Annotated in this window: 18 protein-coding genes and 1 pseudogene; 9 read left to right on the forward strand and 10 right to left on the reverse strand. The window is 67.9% G+C overall.

Annotation, left to right across the window (positions count from 1 at the left end; all coding sequences use genetic code 11):
• Positions 1–20 precede the first annotated feature (20 nt).
• From PSV23_RS11940 to PSV23_RS11970, 7 genes are all read left to right on the forward strand, one after another.
• Entirely contained in the window at positions 21–461 is a 441-nt protein-coding gene (locus PSV23_RS11940) for a VOC family protein (protein WP_300469214.1), read from the forward strand.
• Positions 458–592, forward strand: a complete 135-nt coding sequence (locus tag PSV23_RS11945) for a hypothetical protein (protein WP_300469216.1) — start codon at positions 458–460, stop codon at positions 590–592. Before PSV23_RS11940 ends, PSV23_RS11945 begins: the two co-directional genes overlap by 4 nt.
• Positions 589–1080: an SRPBCC domain-containing protein gene (locus tag PSV23_RS11950; protein WP_300469219.1), complete on the forward strand. Its 492-nt coding sequence runs from the start codon at positions 589–591 to the stop codon at positions 1078–1080. The genes PSV23_RS11945 and PSV23_RS11950 overlap by 4 nt, the downstream gene beginning before the upstream one ends.
• Positions 1049–1480, forward strand: a complete 432-nt coding sequence (locus PSV23_RS11955) for a DUF1801 domain-containing protein (RefSeq protein WP_300469221.1) — start codon at positions 1049–1051, stop codon at positions 1478–1480. Before PSV23_RS11950 ends, PSV23_RS11955 begins: the two co-directional genes overlap by 32 nt.
• A complete protein-coding gene (locus PSV23_RS11960; RefSeq protein ID WP_300469223.1) occupies positions 1480–2445 on the forward strand; it encodes an alpha/beta hydrolase in 966 nt (321 codons plus the stop codon). Before PSV23_RS11955 ends, PSV23_RS11960 begins: the two co-directional genes overlap by 1 nt.
• Positions 2446–2468: 23 nt before the next feature.
• On the forward strand, positions 2469–3128 hold the full coding sequence (locus tag PSV23_RS11965; protein WP_300469225.1) for a dihydrofolate reductase family protein: 660 nt from the start codon (positions 2469–2471) through the stop codon (positions 3126–3128).
• Positions 3129–3192: 64 nt separating this feature from the next.
• The gene (locus PSV23_RS11970) at positions 3193–4707 is read left to right on the forward strand and encodes an acetyl-CoA hydrolase/transferase family protein (protein WP_300469227.1); all 1515 of its coding nucleotides are present in this window, start codon (positions 3193–3195) and stop codon (positions 4705–4707) included.
• A gap of 3 nt (positions 4708–4710) precedes the next feature.
• On the opposite strand, the gene PSV23_RS11975 is transcribed toward PSV23_RS11970, so the two are convergent.
• The 10 genes and pseudogenes from PSV23_RS11975 to folK form a co-directional block, all read right to left on the reverse strand.
• On the reverse strand, positions 4711–5898 hold the full coding sequence (locus PSV23_RS11975) for a serine hydrolase domain-containing protein (protein ID WP_300469230.1): 1188 nt from the start codon (positions 5896–5898) through the stop codon (positions 4711–4713).
• Between the two features lie 47 nt (positions 5899–5945).
• The gene (era, locus tag PSV23_RS11980; protein WP_300469232.1) at positions 5946–6893 is read right to left on the reverse strand and encodes a GTPase Era; all 948 of its coding nucleotides are present in this window, start codon (positions 6891–6893) and stop codon (positions 5946–5948) included.
• Positions 6890–7618, reverse strand: coding sequence for a ribonuclease III (gene rnc, locus PSV23_RS11985; protein ID WP_300469234.1), 729 nt, complete (start codon positions 7616–7618; stop codon positions 6890–6892). Before rnc ends, era begins: the two co-directional genes overlap by 4 nt.
• Positions 7618–8349, reverse strand: a pseudogene (gene lepB, locus PSV23_RS11990) (signal peptidase I); the annotation flags it as partial. The gene rnc and the pseudogene lepB, both read right to left, overlap by 1 nt.
• 692 nt (positions 8350–9041) lie before the next feature.
• On the reverse strand, positions 9042–9443 hold the full coding sequence (gene acpS / locus PSV23_RS11995; RefSeq protein ID WP_300469236.1) for a holo-ACP synthase: 402 nt from the start codon (positions 9441–9443) through the stop codon (positions 9042–9044).
• Complete coding sequence (locus tag PSV23_RS12000; RefSeq protein ID WP_300469237.1) at positions 9440–10189, reverse strand: pyridoxine 5'-phosphate synthase; 750 nt, start codon at positions 10187–10189, stop codon at positions 9440–9442. Before PSV23_RS12000 ends, acpS begins: the two co-directional genes overlap by 4 nt.
• A gap of 12 nt (positions 10190–10201) precedes the next feature.
• Entirely contained in the window at positions 10202–10786 is a 585-nt protein-coding gene (gene pyrE, locus PSV23_RS12005) for an orotate phosphoribosyltransferase (RefSeq protein WP_300469239.1), read from the reverse strand.
• A 39-nt stretch (positions 10787–10825) separates the two neighbouring features.
• Positions 10826–13012: a bifunctional (p)ppGpp synthetase/guanosine-3',5'-bis(diphosphate) 3'-pyrophosphohydrolase gene (locus tag PSV23_RS12010; RefSeq protein ID WP_300469242.1), complete on the reverse strand. Its 2187-nt coding sequence runs from the start codon at positions 13010–13012 to the stop codon at positions 10826–10828.
• Positions 13013–13113: 101 nt separating this feature from the next.
• Positions 13114–13473 carry a DNA-directed RNA polymerase subunit omega gene (rpoZ, locus tag PSV23_RS12015; protein ID WP_292064166.1) on the reverse strand — a complete coding sequence of 120 codons (360 nt, stop codon included), beginning with the start codon at positions 13471–13473 and terminating at the stop codon, positions 13114–13116.
• Positions 13474–13557: 84 nt separating this feature from the next.
• Positions 13558–14115: a 2-amino-4-hydroxy-6-hydroxymethyldihydropteridine diphosphokinase gene (gene folK, locus PSV23_RS12020; RefSeq protein ID WP_300469245.1), complete on the reverse strand. Its 558-nt coding sequence runs from the start codon at positions 14113–14115 to the stop codon at positions 13558–13560.
• Here folK and PSV23_RS12025 point away from each other — a divergent pair.
• Together PSV23_RS12025 and PSV23_RS12030 are read left to right on the forward strand one after the other, a co-directional pair.
• Positions 14114–14695, forward strand: a complete 582-nt coding sequence (locus PSV23_RS12025; protein WP_300469247.1) for an NYN domain-containing protein — start codon at positions 14114–14116, stop codon at positions 14693–14695. The genes folK and PSV23_RS12025 overlap by 2 nt on opposite strands.
• Positions 14692–15339: a uracil-DNA glycosylase gene (locus tag PSV23_RS12030; protein WP_300469249.1), complete on the forward strand. Its 648-nt coding sequence runs from the start codon at positions 14692–14694 to the stop codon at positions 15337–15339. Before PSV23_RS12025 ends, PSV23_RS12030 begins: the two co-directional genes overlap by 4 nt.
• Positions 15340–15376 lie beyond the last annotated feature (37 nt).

Raw genomic sequence — 15376 nt, forward strand, 5'->3', positions numbered from 1 at the left:
TCATTCAAGGAGGAACGACGATGAAAATCGTGACCAGCCTCAGCTTCCGCGGCCAGTGCCGCGAAGCCTTCGAGTTCTACGCAAAGGTCCTGGGCGGCGAGATCACCGCCGCCCACCCCTATGGCGACGGCCCGCCCGACATGCCCATCGGTCCGCAATACAAGGACTGGCTGATGCATTGCTGGCTGCAGGTCGGCGATCAGGCGATCATGGGGGCCGACATGGACGTCGACTGGGCGCCCGGGGTCGACAAGCCGAAAAACGGCTTCGACGTCACCCTGCACACCGAAGACAAGGCCGAGGCCCGGCGCTGGTACGACGCCCTGGTCGAAGGCGGCAAGCCGACCATGCCGTTCGGCGAGACCTTCTGGTCGCCGGGCTACGGCGGACTGACTGACCGGTTCGGCGTGCCGTGGATGGTCAACACCGTGCCGGCGGCTGACTGGAAGCCGGGCTCATGAAGGCCTCGCCCTCCGTCTGGACCGGCCGGGCGCTGAGCGGGCTGTTCGTCGTATTCATGCTCGCAGCCTCGATCGCGCCGAAATTCCTGATGTCCGGCATGGTCTTCCCCATCCGGAGGATCGTAGCATGACCGTCGCCGCCTCCATTCCGGAGTCCCTGACCCGGCTCAACATCGTCCGCGAGTTCGACGCACCGCGCGCGCTGGTGTGGAAGATGTGGACCGATCCTGCCCACGTTGGCGTGTGGTTCGGCCCCGAACATTTCACCACGCCGGTCGTCCGGATGGATGTCAGTCCCGGCGGCGCCATTCACATGGTGATGCGGGGTCCGGACGGGAGCGAACACCCCTTTGACGGCCGCTTCATCGCCCTGGACGAACCCGAGCGGCTGGTGATGCGGACCTGGATCACCCTGCCCGACGGCGACGTCTGGTTCGAGGTCGAACACACTGCGCGGTTCGAGGAGATCGACGGCCGCACCCTGATGCGATTCCAGGCCGTGGTCGTCGAGGCCCGTGACGACGCCATCGGCCCGCTCAGCGGCATGGAGACCGGCTGGACCGGCAGCCTGAACAAGCTGGCGGCGCATGTTCGCGCCGTGGCGGCCGCGGGAGGCTGATCTGCTGAAGGGACCAATCGCGGAGAATCCCGACGCCTATGTGGCGGGTCTCGAAGGATGGACGCGGCAGCCGGTCGAGGCCCTGCGGGCCGGCGTCCGAACCGTCGATGGCCTGACCGAGGCCGTCAAATGGGGCCACCTGGTCTACCTCTCGGACGGTCCTGCCCTGCTGATCCGGGCCGAGGAGGAGCGGATCGTGTTCGGCTTCTGGCGGGGCCAGCGACTGCGCCAGATCGAACCGCGGCTCAGGCCCGGCGGCATGTACGAAATGGCCTCCGTCATCCTGAGGGAGGGCGAAACCATCGACTCCAAGACCGTGATCGCCCTGACCCGGGCGGCCGTGACCCTGAACGCCGATCTCGGCGACCCCACCAAAACCTTGAACAAGGAGAAGACCTGATGACCCGACTGCCATTCAACCGCTTCGCCATTCTGGCGGCGGCCTCGGTGCTGGCCATGACGACGGCGGGTGCGCCGGCCGTGGCCCAGACTTCGACACCCGCCCCTGCCCCCGCGGCGACGCCCACGGCCCAGGCGGCTCCGCGCGAAGCCTCCGCCCCCGTCGAGGGCGGCGAGGTTCGCTATTTTGTTCACGGCGACCTGAACTCCGACAAGACGCCGGTGGTGGTGCTGCATGGCGCCTTCATGTCGTCAGACGCGATGAAGCCGCTGACCGATCGGCTTGGGGACCGACCCCTGATCGTCGTTGACCAGCGCGGCCACGGCCGAACCGGCGACCTGCCCGGACCGATCACCTATGAGAACCTCGCCGATGACATCGCCGCCGTGCTGTCAGACGCCGGCGTCCCCAAGGCGGACGTGGTCGGCTATTCGATGGGCGCCGGCGCGGCCCTGCAGCTGGCGCTGCGTCATCCGGAGCGCGTCGACCATCTGGTCCTGGCCTCGGTCAGTTTCAACGAGGCGGGCAACCTGCCGGGCTTCGCCGGGATGATGGACGGAATCACTCCCGAGGTGTTCGCGGGCTCGGCCATGGAGCGGGAGTTCAAACGTCTGGCCCCGAACCTCGACGCCTTCGCGTCCGTGGTCAACAAGATCAAGGTCATGGACCGCGGCCAGGACTGGTCCGCCGAACAGATCCGCGCCCTGACCTCGCCGACCTTCATCATCATCGGCGACCATGACATCGTGATGCCGGAACACGCCGTCGAACTGTACCGGCTGCGCGGCGGCGGCGACACGGCGCGGGCGTCCCAGCCCTTCCTGAGCGAGGCCCCGCCGGCCCGTCTGGCCATCCTGCCAGCCAGCTCGCACATCGAGGTGTTCGGGGATCCGGCGCTGCTGGCGGCGATGATCCTGCCGTTCCTCGACGACGCCACCCGCCCGATACCGCCGGGCTTCTTCTAGGCGATCGGCGAGGAGCCATGACCATGCGCAGGATCAGAGCCGCCACCTTCATCAGCCTGGACGGCGTCATGCAGGCCCCGGGCGGACCCACCGAGGATCCGCGCGGGGGTTTCGCCCATGGCGGCTGGGTGGCCCCCTTCTGGGATGACGCCCTCGGCGAGCTGATGGGCGACGCCATGGGCGAGGATTACGACCTGCTGCTGGGCCGCAGGACCTATGAGATCTTCGCCGCCTACTGGCCGCACCAGGACGACGAGATAGGCCGCACCTTCAACGCCGTCAGAAAGTACGTCGCCGCCGGACCCGACACGCCGCTGGACTGGGCCCCCAGCCACCGGCTGGAAGGCGACCTGGCCGGGACGGTGCGGGCGCTGAAGGCCACCAAGGGGCGCGACCTGCTGATCCAGGGATCGAGCGAAGTCATTCACACCCTGCTGGCGAACGACCTGATCGACCAGCTGACGGTCCTGACCTTCCCGGTCGTGCTGGGCCGCGGCAAGCGGCTGTTCGATGACGCGTCGCGCCCGCACGCCTGGACGCTTGTGAGCAGCAAGGCGACGGGCACGGGTGTCATCGTCGGCACGTACCGCCTCGCCGGCGAGGTTCCCACCGGGACATTCGGCCCCGACACACCCGGCGAAGCCGAACTGATGCGACGAGCGCGCTGGGCCAGCGAGGACTGACAACGGTCCGCCTACGCAGTCTACCGGGCTGGCCATGGCGGGTCAGGGCGCCTAGACCGGACCCATGGCCTCCTCCCGCATCCGCTCAGCCGCCCTGCAGTCGAAGATCATGAGCGCGGAGGACGCCGCCGCGCTGATCCCGCCCAACAGCACCGTGGGCATGAGCGGCTTCACCGGTTCGGGCTATCCGAAGGTGGTCGCCCCCGCGCTGGCCGCGCGAATCGAGGCCGAGCACGTCAGGGGCAATCCGTTCCGCCTCAAGGTGTGGACCGGCGCCTCGACGGGGCCAGAGCTCGACGGGGCGCTGGCCAGGGCCGACGGCATCGAATTCCGCCTGCCCTACAACTCCGATCCGATCGCCCGCGAAAAGATCAACAAGGGCGAGATGGAATATCTCGACATGCACCTGAGCCAGGTGGCGCCGATGGCCTGGCAGGGCTTCCTCGGGCCGCTGGAGACGGCGGTGATCGAGGTGTCGGGCATTCGGGAGGATGGATCGCTGATCCCCTCCTCCTCCGTCGGCAACAACAAGACGTGGCTGGACCGGGCCGAGCGGGTCATCCTCGAGGTCAACTCGTGGCAGAACGAGGCGCTGGAGGGGATGCACGACATCTACTACGGCACCGCCCTGCCGCCGGACCGCGTGCCGATCCCGCTGATCCGGACCGATGACCGCATCGGCCAGCCGACGTTCCGCTGCGACCCGTCCAAGGTCGTCGCCGTGGTGGAGACCCACGCCCCCGACCGCAACGCGCCGTTCGCGCCGCCGGACGCCGCCGCCACGGCGATCGCCGGCCACCTGCTGGAGTTCCTGTCGCACGAGGTCAAGCTGGGCCGCCTGCCCGCCTCGTTGCTTCCGCTGCAGTCCGGCGTCGGCAACATCGCCAACGCGGTCCTGACCGGGCTGGTCGACGCCCCGTTCGAGAACCTGACCGCCTACACCGAGGTCATCCAGGATGGCATGCTGGACCTGCTGGACAGCGGCCGGCTGCGCGTCGCCTCGGCCACCGCCTTCTCGCTGAGCCCCGAAGCCGCGGCCGACCTGAACGCGCGGATGGCCGAGTTCAGGGACCGGATCATCCTGCGGCCGCAGGAGATGTCGAACCACCCCGAGCTGATCCGCCGACTGGGCTGCATCGCCATGAACGGCCTGATCGAGGCGGACATCTACGGCAACGTCAACTCGACCCACATCATGGGCTCGCGCATCCAGAACGGCATCGGCGGCTCGGGCGACTTCGCCCGCAACGCCTTCATCTCGGTGTTCATGACGCCGTCGACAGCCAAGGGCGGCAATATCTCCGCGATCGTGCCGCACGCCAGCCACGTCGACCACATCACCCAGGACGTCCAGGTCATCGTCACCGAACAGGGCCTGGCCGACCTGCGCGGCCTGTCGCCGAAACAACGGGCGAAAGTCATCATCGCCAACTGCGCCCACCCGGATTTCCGGGACCGGCTACAGGACTATTACGACCGGGCGCTGAAGGGGTCGTACGGCCTGCAGTCGCCGACCCTGCTGACCGAGGCGCTGTCATGGCACCAGCGGTTCATCGACACCGGCACCATGCGGATCTGATGGTCAGCGCGCCATCGTGGTGGGGACGTCGCGGCCCAGCGCCTCGGCCATTCCCTGCTGCGACAGCAGGAAGACCGCGTCGCGCTGATGGAAATTATTGGACAGCACGATCACCGTGACGTCCTCGTCCGGCTGCCAGGTCATCAGATTGCGGAAGCCCGACCAGCTGCCGGTGTGGAAAATCTGACGGTCCAGGAAGGGCGGCGAGACGCGCTGGCCGATGCTGTTGACGAAGACCCCGAAGCCCCAGTCGCGACGCTGACGGCCCCGTTCGGGCGGCGCGCTCTCAGGCGCGTGGTCGGCGATCATCATGGCGTAGCTGCGAGGGGTCAGCAGCTGGCCGCGATGCAGGGCCCGCTCCCAGACCAGCAGGTCGTCCAGCGTCGAATACAGGGCGCCGGCGGCGAAGATGATGCTGACATTGGCGTCCGGCTGGGGCGACGGACCGCCGCCACCAAGGTTGGCGTAGCCCATGACCACGTCCGACAGGCCGTCGTCGTAGCCGGTGTCAGCCATGCCCAGCGGCTTGAAGAAGGCCTGCTGCAGATAGTCGTGGAGCGGCATGCCCGAGGCCTTTTCGACCACGGCTCCGAGCAGGTTGTAACCGGCATTGTTGTAGCGAACCTTGGTTCCGGGAGAGAACTGGAGGCCGTATTGTTTTGACTCTTCAGTCAATTCCTCCGGTGTCGCGGGCGTGACGCGGCGAATGCCCCAGGCGGGGCGGGCCATCAGGTCAGGCACGCCCGAACTGTGCGACAGCAGATGGTTGAGGCGGATCGGCTCCCACGCCGCCGGACACGGCTGGATCCATTTGCACAGGGGATCATGGGTCGACAGCACGCTCTCGTCCTGCAGCCTCAGGATAGCGGCGGCGGTGAACTGTTTGCTGATCGAGGCGAGGCGGAAACGCGAGTTCAGTTGCAGCGGCGCGCCCTGGCTGCGGTCGGCGAAACCGTGGACCTGCCGGTACAGGACCTGATCGCCGCGCGCGACCAGAACGCCGCCGGTGAACTGGCCCGAGCCGCCCCAGCGATCAAGCTGGGCCTTCAGGGCCGGCAGGGTCTCGACCACCTCGACCGGCGGTCGCGGCGGCAGGGGCCTGGAGGCGGGTGAGACGGCTTCAGGCCGGACACTGGCCCAGGCGACGAGCGCCGCCGCCACGAGCAGCAGGACAGCCAGAACGACGATCACAAGCCGGGGATGCCCCCCGGCGTTTCTGGGTACGTTGAACACTTGTACTAGACGTCGAAATCCAGCCCGAACTGGGCGTAAAGGGCGCGGGAATCCTGCCATTTCGGGTCGACCTTGACCGTCAGGAACAGGTGGACGGGACGGTCGAGCAGCTCGGTCAGCTCCTCACGCGACTTCTGGCCGATCCATTTCAGCGTCTGGCCGCCCTTGCCCAGCACGATGGGCCGCTGGCTCTCGCGCTCGACATAGATGGTCTGTTCGATCCGGGCCGAGCCGTCGGCCTTGTCCTCGAACGCGGTGGTCTCGACGGCCGCCGAATAGGGCAGTTCCTCGTGGACGCGCAGATAGACCTTCTCGCGGGTGATCTCGGCGGCCAGAACGCGCATCGGCACGTCGGCCGACTGGTCTTCCGGATAGAGCCAGGGCCCCTTGGGCATGGCGCGGGCCAGGCGCTGCTTCAGGTCGTCGACGCCGTCGCCGCTGAGCGCCGAGATCATATAGACCTCGGAATAGACGCCGGTTTCGAACATGGCCTGCGAAAGGGCCAGCAGGGTGTCGCGGCGCATGCCGTCGATCTTGTTCAGGGCCAGGATGACCTTGGTCCCCGTCGCCTTGAGATTGGCGATGATGGTCTCGGTGTCCTCGGCCGAGCGGCGGTCGGCGGCCTGGCCTTCCTTGCCTTCGGAAGCGATATGCGAGGCGGCGTCGATCAGGTGGACGACCACGTCGGCGTCCGAGGCGCCGCCCCAGGCCGAGGCGACCATGGCCCGGTCCAGACGTCGGCGGGGGGTGAAGATGCCGGGGGTGTCGACCAGCACGATCTGGGCGTCGCCCTCGATGGCGATGCCGCGCACGGGAAAGCGCGTGGTCTGGACCTTCTGGGTGACGATCGAGACCTTGGTTCCCGTCAGACGATTGACCAGAGTGGACTTCCCGGCGTTCGGGGCGCCGATGATGGCGGCGAAGCCGGCGCTCTGGTTTTCAGGGTTGGTCAAATCACGCCTTCACGCTGCAGCAGGCCGATGGCGGCCGCTTTCTCCGCGTCCTGACGCGAACGGCCTTGCGCGGTCAAGGGCGGATATCCTGTCACGCTGACTTCGACGGTGAAGGTCGGGGCGTGATCCGAGCCCTTGCGTTCGACGATACGGTAGACGGGCAAAGGCTTTGCGTGGGCCAGGGCCCACTCCTGCAGGGCCGATTTCGGATTGGTCAGGGATTTGCGCGGCGGAGCCGACAGTTCGTCAGCCCACGTCCGGTCGAACACGGCGCGGGCGGCGTCGATGCCGCCGTCGAACCAGGCCGCGGCGAGGATCGCCTCCATGGCGTCGCCCAGAACGCCCTCGCGCCGGCGGCCGCCCTGCTTGGCCTCGCCCGGCGACAGGCGCATGGCGTCGCCAACTCCGACGGCCTCGGCCACGCGGGCGCAGGCGGACTTGTCGACGAGGGCGTGGAGGCGTGAGGACATCTCGCCCTCGTCGGCGTCGGGATAGTCGCGCATCAGACGGTCGGCGACCAGCAGGCCCAGCACCCGGTCGCCCAGGAATTCGAGCCTCTGGTTGTCGGCGAACAGCCGACCGCGGGCGTCCCGTTCCGCCCCCTCCCCCACGCTGGCGTGGGTGAGGGCGAGATCCAGCAGGGCCGGATCCCTGAAGTCGTGTCCGAGTCGGCGTGTCAGCGCCCGGACAGCCTCGGCCCGTCGGTCCGAGGACCTGGCAGCCATCAGTCGAGGACGGTGAAGAACCGGCTCGGACGGATCTTCTGGAACCAGCTGATCGGGTTCCACAGCGAGGCGCCCGGCGACCAGGAGAACAGGATGATCTCGGCCTTGCCGATCAGGTTCTCTTCCGGCACCAGGCCGACGCCCTGGGACTGTTCGACGCGGCTGTCGATCGAGTTGTCGCGATTGTCGCCCATCATGAAGTAGTGGCCGGCCGGAACCTCGAACACCGGGGTGTCGTCCAGGTCATTGCCGGGTCCGAAGTCCTGGATGGTGATCGTCTTGCCTTCCGGCAGGGTCTCGCGCATCCGCACGATCGGCATGCCGTACATATTGGTCACGTCGGCGCCGCTGACCACGACGTCGCGCACGGGCTGGCCGTTGATCTGCAGAACGTTGTTGATCATCTGGATCCGGTCGCCCGGCAGGCCGATCAGGCGTTTGATGTAGTCTGTCTTGTTGTCGCGCGGCAGTTTGAACACCACCACGTCGCCGCGTTCCGGCGCCTGGGCGAGGATACGACCGTCGAAGATCGGCGGGCTGAACGGGATCGAGTGTTTCGAATAGCCGTAGCTCCATTTGGAGACGACGATGTAGTCGCCCTCGTAGAGGTTGGGTTCCATCGAGGCCGACGGAATGGTGAAGGGCTGGAACAGGATCACGCGCAGGACGAAGGCGATCAGCAGGGCGAAGAAGATCGTCTTGACGAACTCGAAGCCCTCTCCGCTGGATCCGCCGCCGGACTTCTTCTTGCCGCCCTTGCCGCGGGCGTAGACGGGGGTGCTGTCGACGTCCTCGAACGGCGCGTCCCCGGCGTCGCTCCAGACCGGCTTGGGGGCCGCAGCGGCCGCGACGGCCGCCCCGCCAGCGGCTGCGGCGACGGGCGCGGCATGGCTGTCATGGGCATGGTCGTCGACGTGGGCGGCGGCAGCATGATCGTCGTGGCCATGGGCGTGGTCATCATGACCGTGCGCGTCGTGGCCATGGGCCTCGGCGGCCGGATGGGCGGCATGGTCGTCATGGCCATGGTCGTCGTGGCCATGGTCGGCATGGCCGGGGTCGTCGTGGCCATGGTCGGCATGGCCGGGGTCGTCGTGGCCATGGTCGGCATGGCCGGGATCGTCGTGACCGTGGCCGTGAGCCTCCGTGGCCGCATGGTCATCATGACCGTGGGCGGCAGGCGCGTGATCCTCGTGCCCGTGCGCCCCGTGCCCGTGCGCCTCGTGACCGTGATCGCCATGGGCGTGATCCGCCGGAGCGGCAGGGTCATCATGGCCGTGACCATGGGCGTCCGCCACGGGATGGGCGGCGTGGTCGTCATGACCCGCGTGGCCGTGGTCGTCGTGCGGCTTGTGCTCGTCGCTCATCTCGGTTCGGTCCCCAGCCGCTGTTCCGCGGTCATTGCGGCGAAATCGGTATAACGTGATCAAGCCATCGGCAAGGCTTCGATCACCACGAAGGCGAGTGCGTACGGATGCTCGTCGCTGAGCGTCAGATGTAACCGCGGTTCGTGACCGGGCGGTGTCAGCCTTGACAGGTGTTCAGCCGCATGACCGGTCAGGGCCAGGGTCGGCTGTCCCGAGCGTTGGTTCACCACCCCCATGTCGCGCCAATAGACATCGGTCCGCATGCCTGTGCCGAGGGCCTTGGCGCAGGCCTCCTTGGCCGCGAACCGCTTGGCGTAACTCCAGGCGGGGTCGGGCTTGCGGTCGGAACGGGCCTGCTCCAGCTCAGTAAAGCAGCGCTGTTTGAAACGGTCGCCGAAGCGGTCAAGTGACGACTGGATGCGGCGGATGTCGCACAGATCCGCGCCAACGCCGATGATCACGCGGCCCCCGATCCGGCGCTGTCCATGGCCAGGCGCATGCGGTGGATGGCGGGCGTCAGGCCCGTGAACACCGCATCGCCGATCAGGAAATGGCCGATATTGAGCTCGCGCAGTTCGGAAATGGCCAGCATGTGGGCGGCGGTGACATAGTCCAGGCCGTGACCCGCGTGGACCTCGAGGCCCAGGTTGAAGGCGCGCGTGGCGGCGGCCTGAAGCCGTTCGAACTCCACAGCGCGGTCGTCGCCGGACAGATGGCAGTAGCGGCCGGTGTGCAGCTCCACGACCTGGGCGCCGACGGCGTGGGCGGCCTGGACCTGTTCGAGGCTGGGTTCGATGAACAGCGACACCCGGATGCCGGCGTCGGCCAGAGCTTTCACGACGGGTTGGATGCGGACTTCGTGACCCGCGACCGCCAGCCCGCCCTCGGTCGTCACCTCCTCGCGCCGTTCGGGCACCAGGCAGGCGGCGTGCGGGCGATGGCGCAGGGCGATGGCCAGCATCTCGTCGGTGACGGCCATCTCGAGGTTCAACGGCCGCCCGGCTTCGGCGCACAGCTCGCTGAGCGCGGCGATATCGGTATCGGTGATGTGGCGGCGATCCTCGCGCAGATGGGCGGTGATGCCGTCCGCGCCGGCGGCCAGGGCCTCGCGCGCCGCCCGCACCGGATCGGGATGGACGCCGCCGCGGGCGTTCCGCACCGTGGCGACGTGGTCGATATTGACGCCGAGGCGGACCCGTCCAGCCATCCGTCGCGCTCCCTACTTCGCCAGCCGCCGGCTGCCGGGATCCTCGACCGGCAGGACGGCGAGTTCAGGCGGCAGGGCGTCGGCGGGGTATGCGGGCACATCCAGCGTCGCCAGGGCGACCAGCGGCACGCCGACGTCGGCGCGTCCGCCCGAACGATCGACGATGCAGGCCGCCGCGACGACGTCGCCGCCGGCCGCCTTGATGGCCGCGACGCATTCGCGCGAGCTCAGGCCCGTGGTGACGATGTCCTCGACCATGACGACCTTCTGGCCGGGTTCGACATGGAAGCCGCGGCGCAGTTTGAATTCGCCGCCCTCGCGCTCGACGTACATGGACGGCACGCCCAACCAGCGTGCGGTCTCATAGCCCGGGATGATGCCGCCGACGGCGGGGGAAATCGCCACGTCCACGGGGCCCACGGCCGCCGTGATCTTCTCCGCCAGCGCCTTGCACAGGCGGGCGCAGCGTTCGGCGTCCATGAAGACGAGGTTCTTCTGCAGGAAGACGGGGCTGTGCAGGCCGGAGGACAGCACGAAATGGCCTTCGCGCAGGGCGCCGGCGCCGCGGAATTCGTCGAGTACGTCGTCTGAGGTCATGGCGGCTGTCATAGCGGGCCCAACCGTCGCCGCAAGAGCCTAGCCCCGCGCCCGCTCGACCGTATCGACCGACGGATTGGTTCGCAGGGCGGCCATAATGGCGGTGGCGTGTTTGGCGTCCTCGACCTCCATGTCGATGTCGACGTCGAAGAAATCCTGCTGCCGGTGGCTCATGACCAGGTTCAGGATGTTGCCGCCGGCCTCGCCGATGATGGTGGCGACCTGGCCGAGGACGCCGGGCGCGTTCTTGATGGTGGCGCGGATGCGGGCAGAGGCGACGGCCCCCTGCTCGGCCTGGGGCGTCCATTGCAGGTCCTGCCAGACGGAATCGTCGTCAGCGTAGTCGGCCAGGCGCTGGCAATCGATGGTGTGGACCGTCAGGCCGGCCTCAGGTTCGAGGATGCCGACGATGCGGTCGCCGGGCACGGGCGAGCAGCAATGTCCGAAATGAACGCTGACGCCCGGCGTCAGTCCGCCGCCGCGCACGAAGAGGCGCGCGTGTTCATCGCCGATGCGCCTGCGGTCCGGTCCAGCCTTCAGCCGGCCTTTCAGCGCCGGGAACAGGGTCTCGCCGACCTTGGCCGCGGACAGACGACCGCGGCCGATGGCCTCGAACAGATCGTCTTCCGAAGCGAAGGACAACGTCTCCAGCATCGCCTTCAGCGACACCTCCGCCAAGGCCTTGCCGGCGCGGGACAGGGTCTGGTCCAGCGTCGCCCGGCCGAGCTTCTGGAACTCGCCCCGTTCGGAGGTGCGGATGTGGCGTCGAATGGCGGAACGAGCGCGGCCCGTGATGGTCAGGGAGCGCCAGTCGACCGGGATTTCGCGTTTTGAGCCACGCACGATCTCGATCACGTCGCCGTTCTGCAACTGGGTGCGCATCGGCTTCAGTTCGCCGTTGATCTTGGCCCCGACGGCCGTGTCGCCGACCTCGGTGTGCACGGCGTAGGCGAAGTCCAGGGGCATGCCGCCGCGCGGCAGGGTGATCAGCGACCCCTTCGGCGTGAAGACGAAGACCTGGTCGAGGTACATTTCCAGCTTGGCGTGCTCGACCCAGTCCTCGCCGCCCTCGCCATGCTCGATGACCTGCACGAGATGGCGCAGGTTCTGCAGGGGGTCGCGGCCGCCGTCCTTCTCCATGGCCTCCTTGTCGAAGCCATAGGACTTGTTCTTGTAGGCCCAGTGCGCCGCCACCCCGTCCTCGGCGACGCGGTCCATGGCCTCGGTGCGGATCTGCATCTCGATGCGAAGGCCGGACGGGCCGACAACAGTCGTGTGCAACGACCGGTAATTGTTCGACTTCGGTGTCGAGATGAAGTCCTTGAACCGCTCGGGCACCACGGGCCAGGCCCGGTGTATGACGCCCAGGGCGCGGTAGCAGTCATCCTCGGCCTCGACCAGGACGCGGAAGCCGTAGATATCCGACAGCGACGAGAAGCCGACCGACTTGCGCTGCAGCTTGCGCCAGATCGAATAGGGCGTCTTCTGGCGGCCGAAGACCTGGGCCTTGACCCCGGCTTCCGACAGCACCCGCTCGACCTCGCGGGATACGCCGTCGATGGCGCGTCCATGTTCCAGCTTCAGCGCCTCCAGGCGGCGCTCGATGGCGGTGCGGGCGGTGGGGTTCAGGTGTTCGAACGCCAGCTCCTCCAGTTCGGAGGCGATCGAATGGATGCCGATCGAACGGCCCAGCGGGGCGTAGACTTCCAGGGTCTCGCGGCTGATGCGTTCGCGCTTCTCTGGTTTGACGTGCTTCAGCGTCCGCATGTTGTGCAGACGGTCGGCCAGCTTCACCAGCAGGACGCGGACGTCCTTGGAGATGGCGAGGATGAATTTGCGCAGGTTCTCGGCCTGGCGCGTGTGTTCGGCCTGAAGCTCCAGCCGCGACAGCTTGGTCACGCCCTCGACCAGTGAGGCGACTTCCTCGCCGAATCGCTGGGCGATGTCGTCGCGGGTCGCCGAGGTGTCCTCGACCACGTCATGCAGGAGGGCGGTGACGATGGTGGCGGTGTCGAGCCGATAGTCGGTCAGGATGCCCGCGACCTGGATCGGATGGGCGAAATAGGGATCGCCCGAGGCCCGCAGCTGCGAGCCGTGCATCTTCATCGCATAGACATAGGCGCGGTTCAGCAGCGCCTCGTCCGCGGTTGGATCGTAGGCGCGGACCGCCTCGACCAGCTCGAACTGGCGCAGGACCTTCGAGCGCGGGTGGTCGGTGGGGTCCACGTGAGGACGCGGACCACCAGGGTCGTTCAGATTGGCGGGTTCGGGCGCCGGCGCGGGCTGCCGCGCCGGCAGGATGGTGATACCGTTGGCGGGTTCCGCCGTCAGTAGCGTTCCTCCTGGCCGCCGTCGCGGTCGCTTTGCAGCGCGCGGATCAGCTCGGCCTCGGCCATGTTCATGTGCTGGGGTTCAGCCAGCAGGCCCACGATTTCGGCCTCGTCCTCGGCTTCGGTGCGCTCATCGACGCGTTGCAGGGCGACGATGACCGTCTCGCGCAGTTCCTCGGGCGCGACGGTCGAATCGGCCAGTTCGCGCAGGGCCACGACGGGGTTCTTGTCGTTGTCCCGATCGAGGGTCAGCGGCGCGCCGTTGGCGATGGCGCGGGCGCGGTTGCCCGCCAGCAGAACCAGGCCGAACCGGTTCGGCACCTTCTCGATGCAGTCTTCGACAGTGACGCGGGCCATGAATATCCTCGGGCGCGGGGGAGAACCGCACAAACTATAGGGTTAGCCCGAATTGTGCAACGCCGCATGGGCGAGAATGAGGCGTCAGCGCTGGGGAGCGGCGTCGATTCCGACGGACGCCGACGCCGCCAGACTCGCGGCGGTCCCGCCGGCGGGGTGCCGCCACGCCGGCGCGATCTCGGCCAGGGGGCCCATGACGAAGCGGCGGACCGCCGCACGCGGGTGGGGAACGACCAGCCCGTCAAGCTCGCTCGTCAGCCGGCCATAGGCGATCAGGTCCAGATCCAGGGTCCTCGGCGCGTTGGCGGCGCCGCGCTGGCGGCCGAACACCTCCTCGATCCGGCCCAGCGCCGCCATGAGCGCATGAGGTTCATGTTCGGTGCGCACGATCACCACGCCGTTGAGGAACGGCGGATCGCCCGGATCGGGCCAGGCCGCCGATCGCCACCACGACGAACGGGCGACGACGTCGATTCCTTCCGAGCGGAACCGCGCCAACGCCGCCTCCAGCGCCTCGCGGCAGTCGGCCCAGGCCCCCTTGTCATTGCAGCCCAGCGCGACGATGACAGCCGAGTCCAGATCGAGCGCGCCGTCTATTTCGACGGAGGCGCGGACCTCTATTTCGCCGGAGTCCTTTTCCATGACGCCTTATCCGACCGAGCGCATCGCCCTGTTCATCGACGGGGCCAATCTGTATTCCGCGGCCAAGGCGCTGAACGCCGATCTCGACTTCAGGAAGCTGGTCGAGATGTATCGCAGCCAAGCCGTTCTGGTTCGGGCGTATTATTACACGGCGGTGATCGAGGGCGAAGAGTTCTCGCCGATCAAGCCGCTGGTCGACTGGCTGGACTACAACGGCTTCACAGTGGTGACCAAGCCGGTCAAGCGGTTCACCGACGCCCAGGGCCATACCCGGACCAAGGGCAATATGGACATCGAGATCGCCGTCGACATGCTGGAGTTCGCCCCGCACATCGATCACGCAATCCTGTTTTCCGGCGACGGCGACTTCCGTCGTCTGGTGCAGGCCGTGCAGGCCAAGGGCGTCCGGGTCACGGTCGTCTCGACCACGAAAACCCAGCCGCCGCAGATCGCCGATGAACTCAGGCGTCAGGCCGACGCCTTCGTCGAGCTGAGCGACCTGTTGCCGGACATCGGCCGTCCGCGCGCGGCGGCTGCGCAGCCGACCAGCCGGGTGTTCGAGACGGATCACCGCGAATGAGCCTGAATCCCGAGCCGCCCCGCGACTGCCCCCTGTGTCCGCGTCTGGTCGAGTACCGGCGCGAGAACCAGGGCCGGAATCCCGACTGGTTCAACGGCCCTGCCCCCTCGTTCGGCGACCCCAACGCGCGTCTGCTGGTCGCCGGATTGGCCCCGGGGCGCACCGGGGCCAACCGCACGGGCCGGCCCTTCACCGGGGACGGCGCGGGCTGGATTCTCTACGAGACGCTGATCAGGACGGGCTTCGCCACCGGGGTGTACGAGGCGCGGCCCGACGACACCCTGCGGCTGGTGGACTGTATGATCACCAATGCGGTGCGCTGCGCTCCGCCCGGCAACAAGCCCCTGCCCGTCGAGGAGGCGACGTGCCGGCCGTTCCTGACGGCGCGCCTCGCCGCCCTGCCCCGACTGAAGGTCATCGTCACCCTGGGTGACGTCTCGCGACGCAACGTGCTGAAGGCGCTCGGCCTGAAGGGCACGGCGGCGCCCCCGGGGCACGGCGTCGAGGCGACGCTGGGCGGCTATGTGATCCTGAACAGCTATCACTGCTCGCGGCTCAACACGAACACCGGCCGGCTGACTCCCGCGATGTTCGAGGCGGTGTTCCGGCGGGCCCGTGAACTGATCGATCTCGCCGAGGTCTGAGCGCCTGTCTACCCTTGGTTGATGGAGACCGCTGTTC

Source organism: Brevundimonas sp. (assembly GCF_029946145.1).
GTDB lineage: Bacteria > Pseudomonadota > Alphaproteobacteria > Caulobacterales > Caulobacteraceae > Brevundimonas.

Bases quoted from the DNA above. Each gene is read 5' to 3' on its own strand.
- PSV23_RS11940 (WP_300469214.1), top strand. From the start codon at position 21: ATGAAAATCGTGACCAGCCTCAGCTTCCGCGGCCAGTGCCGCGAAGCC.
- PSV23_RS11945 (WP_300469216.1), top strand. From the start codon at position 458: ATGAAGGCCTCGCCCTCCGTCTGGACCGGCCGGGCGCTGAGCGGGCTG.
- PSV23_RS11950 (WP_300469219.1), top strand. From the start codon at position 589: ATGACCGTCGCCGCCTCCATTCCGGAGTCCCTGACCCGGCTCAACATC.
- PSV23_RS11955 (WP_300469221.1), top strand. From the start codon at position 1,049: ATGTTCGCGCCGTGGCGGCCGCGGGAGGCTGATCTGCTGAAGGGACCA.
- PSV23_RS11960 (WP_300469223.1), top strand. From the start codon at position 1,480: ATGACCCGACTGCCATTCAACCGCTTCGCCATTCTGGCGGCGGCCTCG.
- PSV23_RS11965 (WP_300469225.1), top strand. From the start codon at position 2,469: ATGCGCAGGATCAGAGCCGCCACCTTCATCAGCCTGGACGGCGTCATG.
- PSV23_RS11970 (WP_300469227.1), top strand. From the start codon at position 3,193: ATGGCCTCCTCCCGCATCCGCTCAGCCGCCCTGCAGTCGAAGATCATG.
- rnc (WP_300469234.1), bottom strand. From the start codon at position 7,618: ATGGCTGCCAGGTCCTCGGACCGACGGGCCGAGGCTGTCCGGGCGCTG.
- PSV23_RS12000 (WP_300469237.1), bottom strand. From the start codon at position 10,189: ATGGCTGGACGGGTCCGCCTCGGCGTCAATATCGACCACGTCGCCACG.
- pyrE (WP_300469239.1), bottom strand. From the start codon at position 10,786: ATGACCTCAGACGACGTACTCGACGAATTCCGCGGCGCCGGCGCCCTG.
- rpoZ (WP_292064166.1), bottom strand. From the start codon at position 13,473: ATGGCCCGCGTCACTGTCGAAGACTGCATCGAGAAGGTGCCGAACCGG.
- PSV23_RS12025 (WP_300469247.1), top strand. From the start codon at position 14,114: ATGACGCCTTATCCGACCGAGCGCATCGCCCTGTTCATCGACGGGGCC.
- folK (WP_300469245.1), bottom strand. From the start codon at position 14,115: ATGGAAAAGGACTCCGGCGAAATAGAGGTCCGCGCCTCCGTCGAAATA.
- PSV23_RS12030 (WP_300469249.1), top strand. From the start codon at position 14,692: ATGAGCCTGAATCCCGAGCCGCCCCGCGACTGCCCCCTGTGTCCGCGT.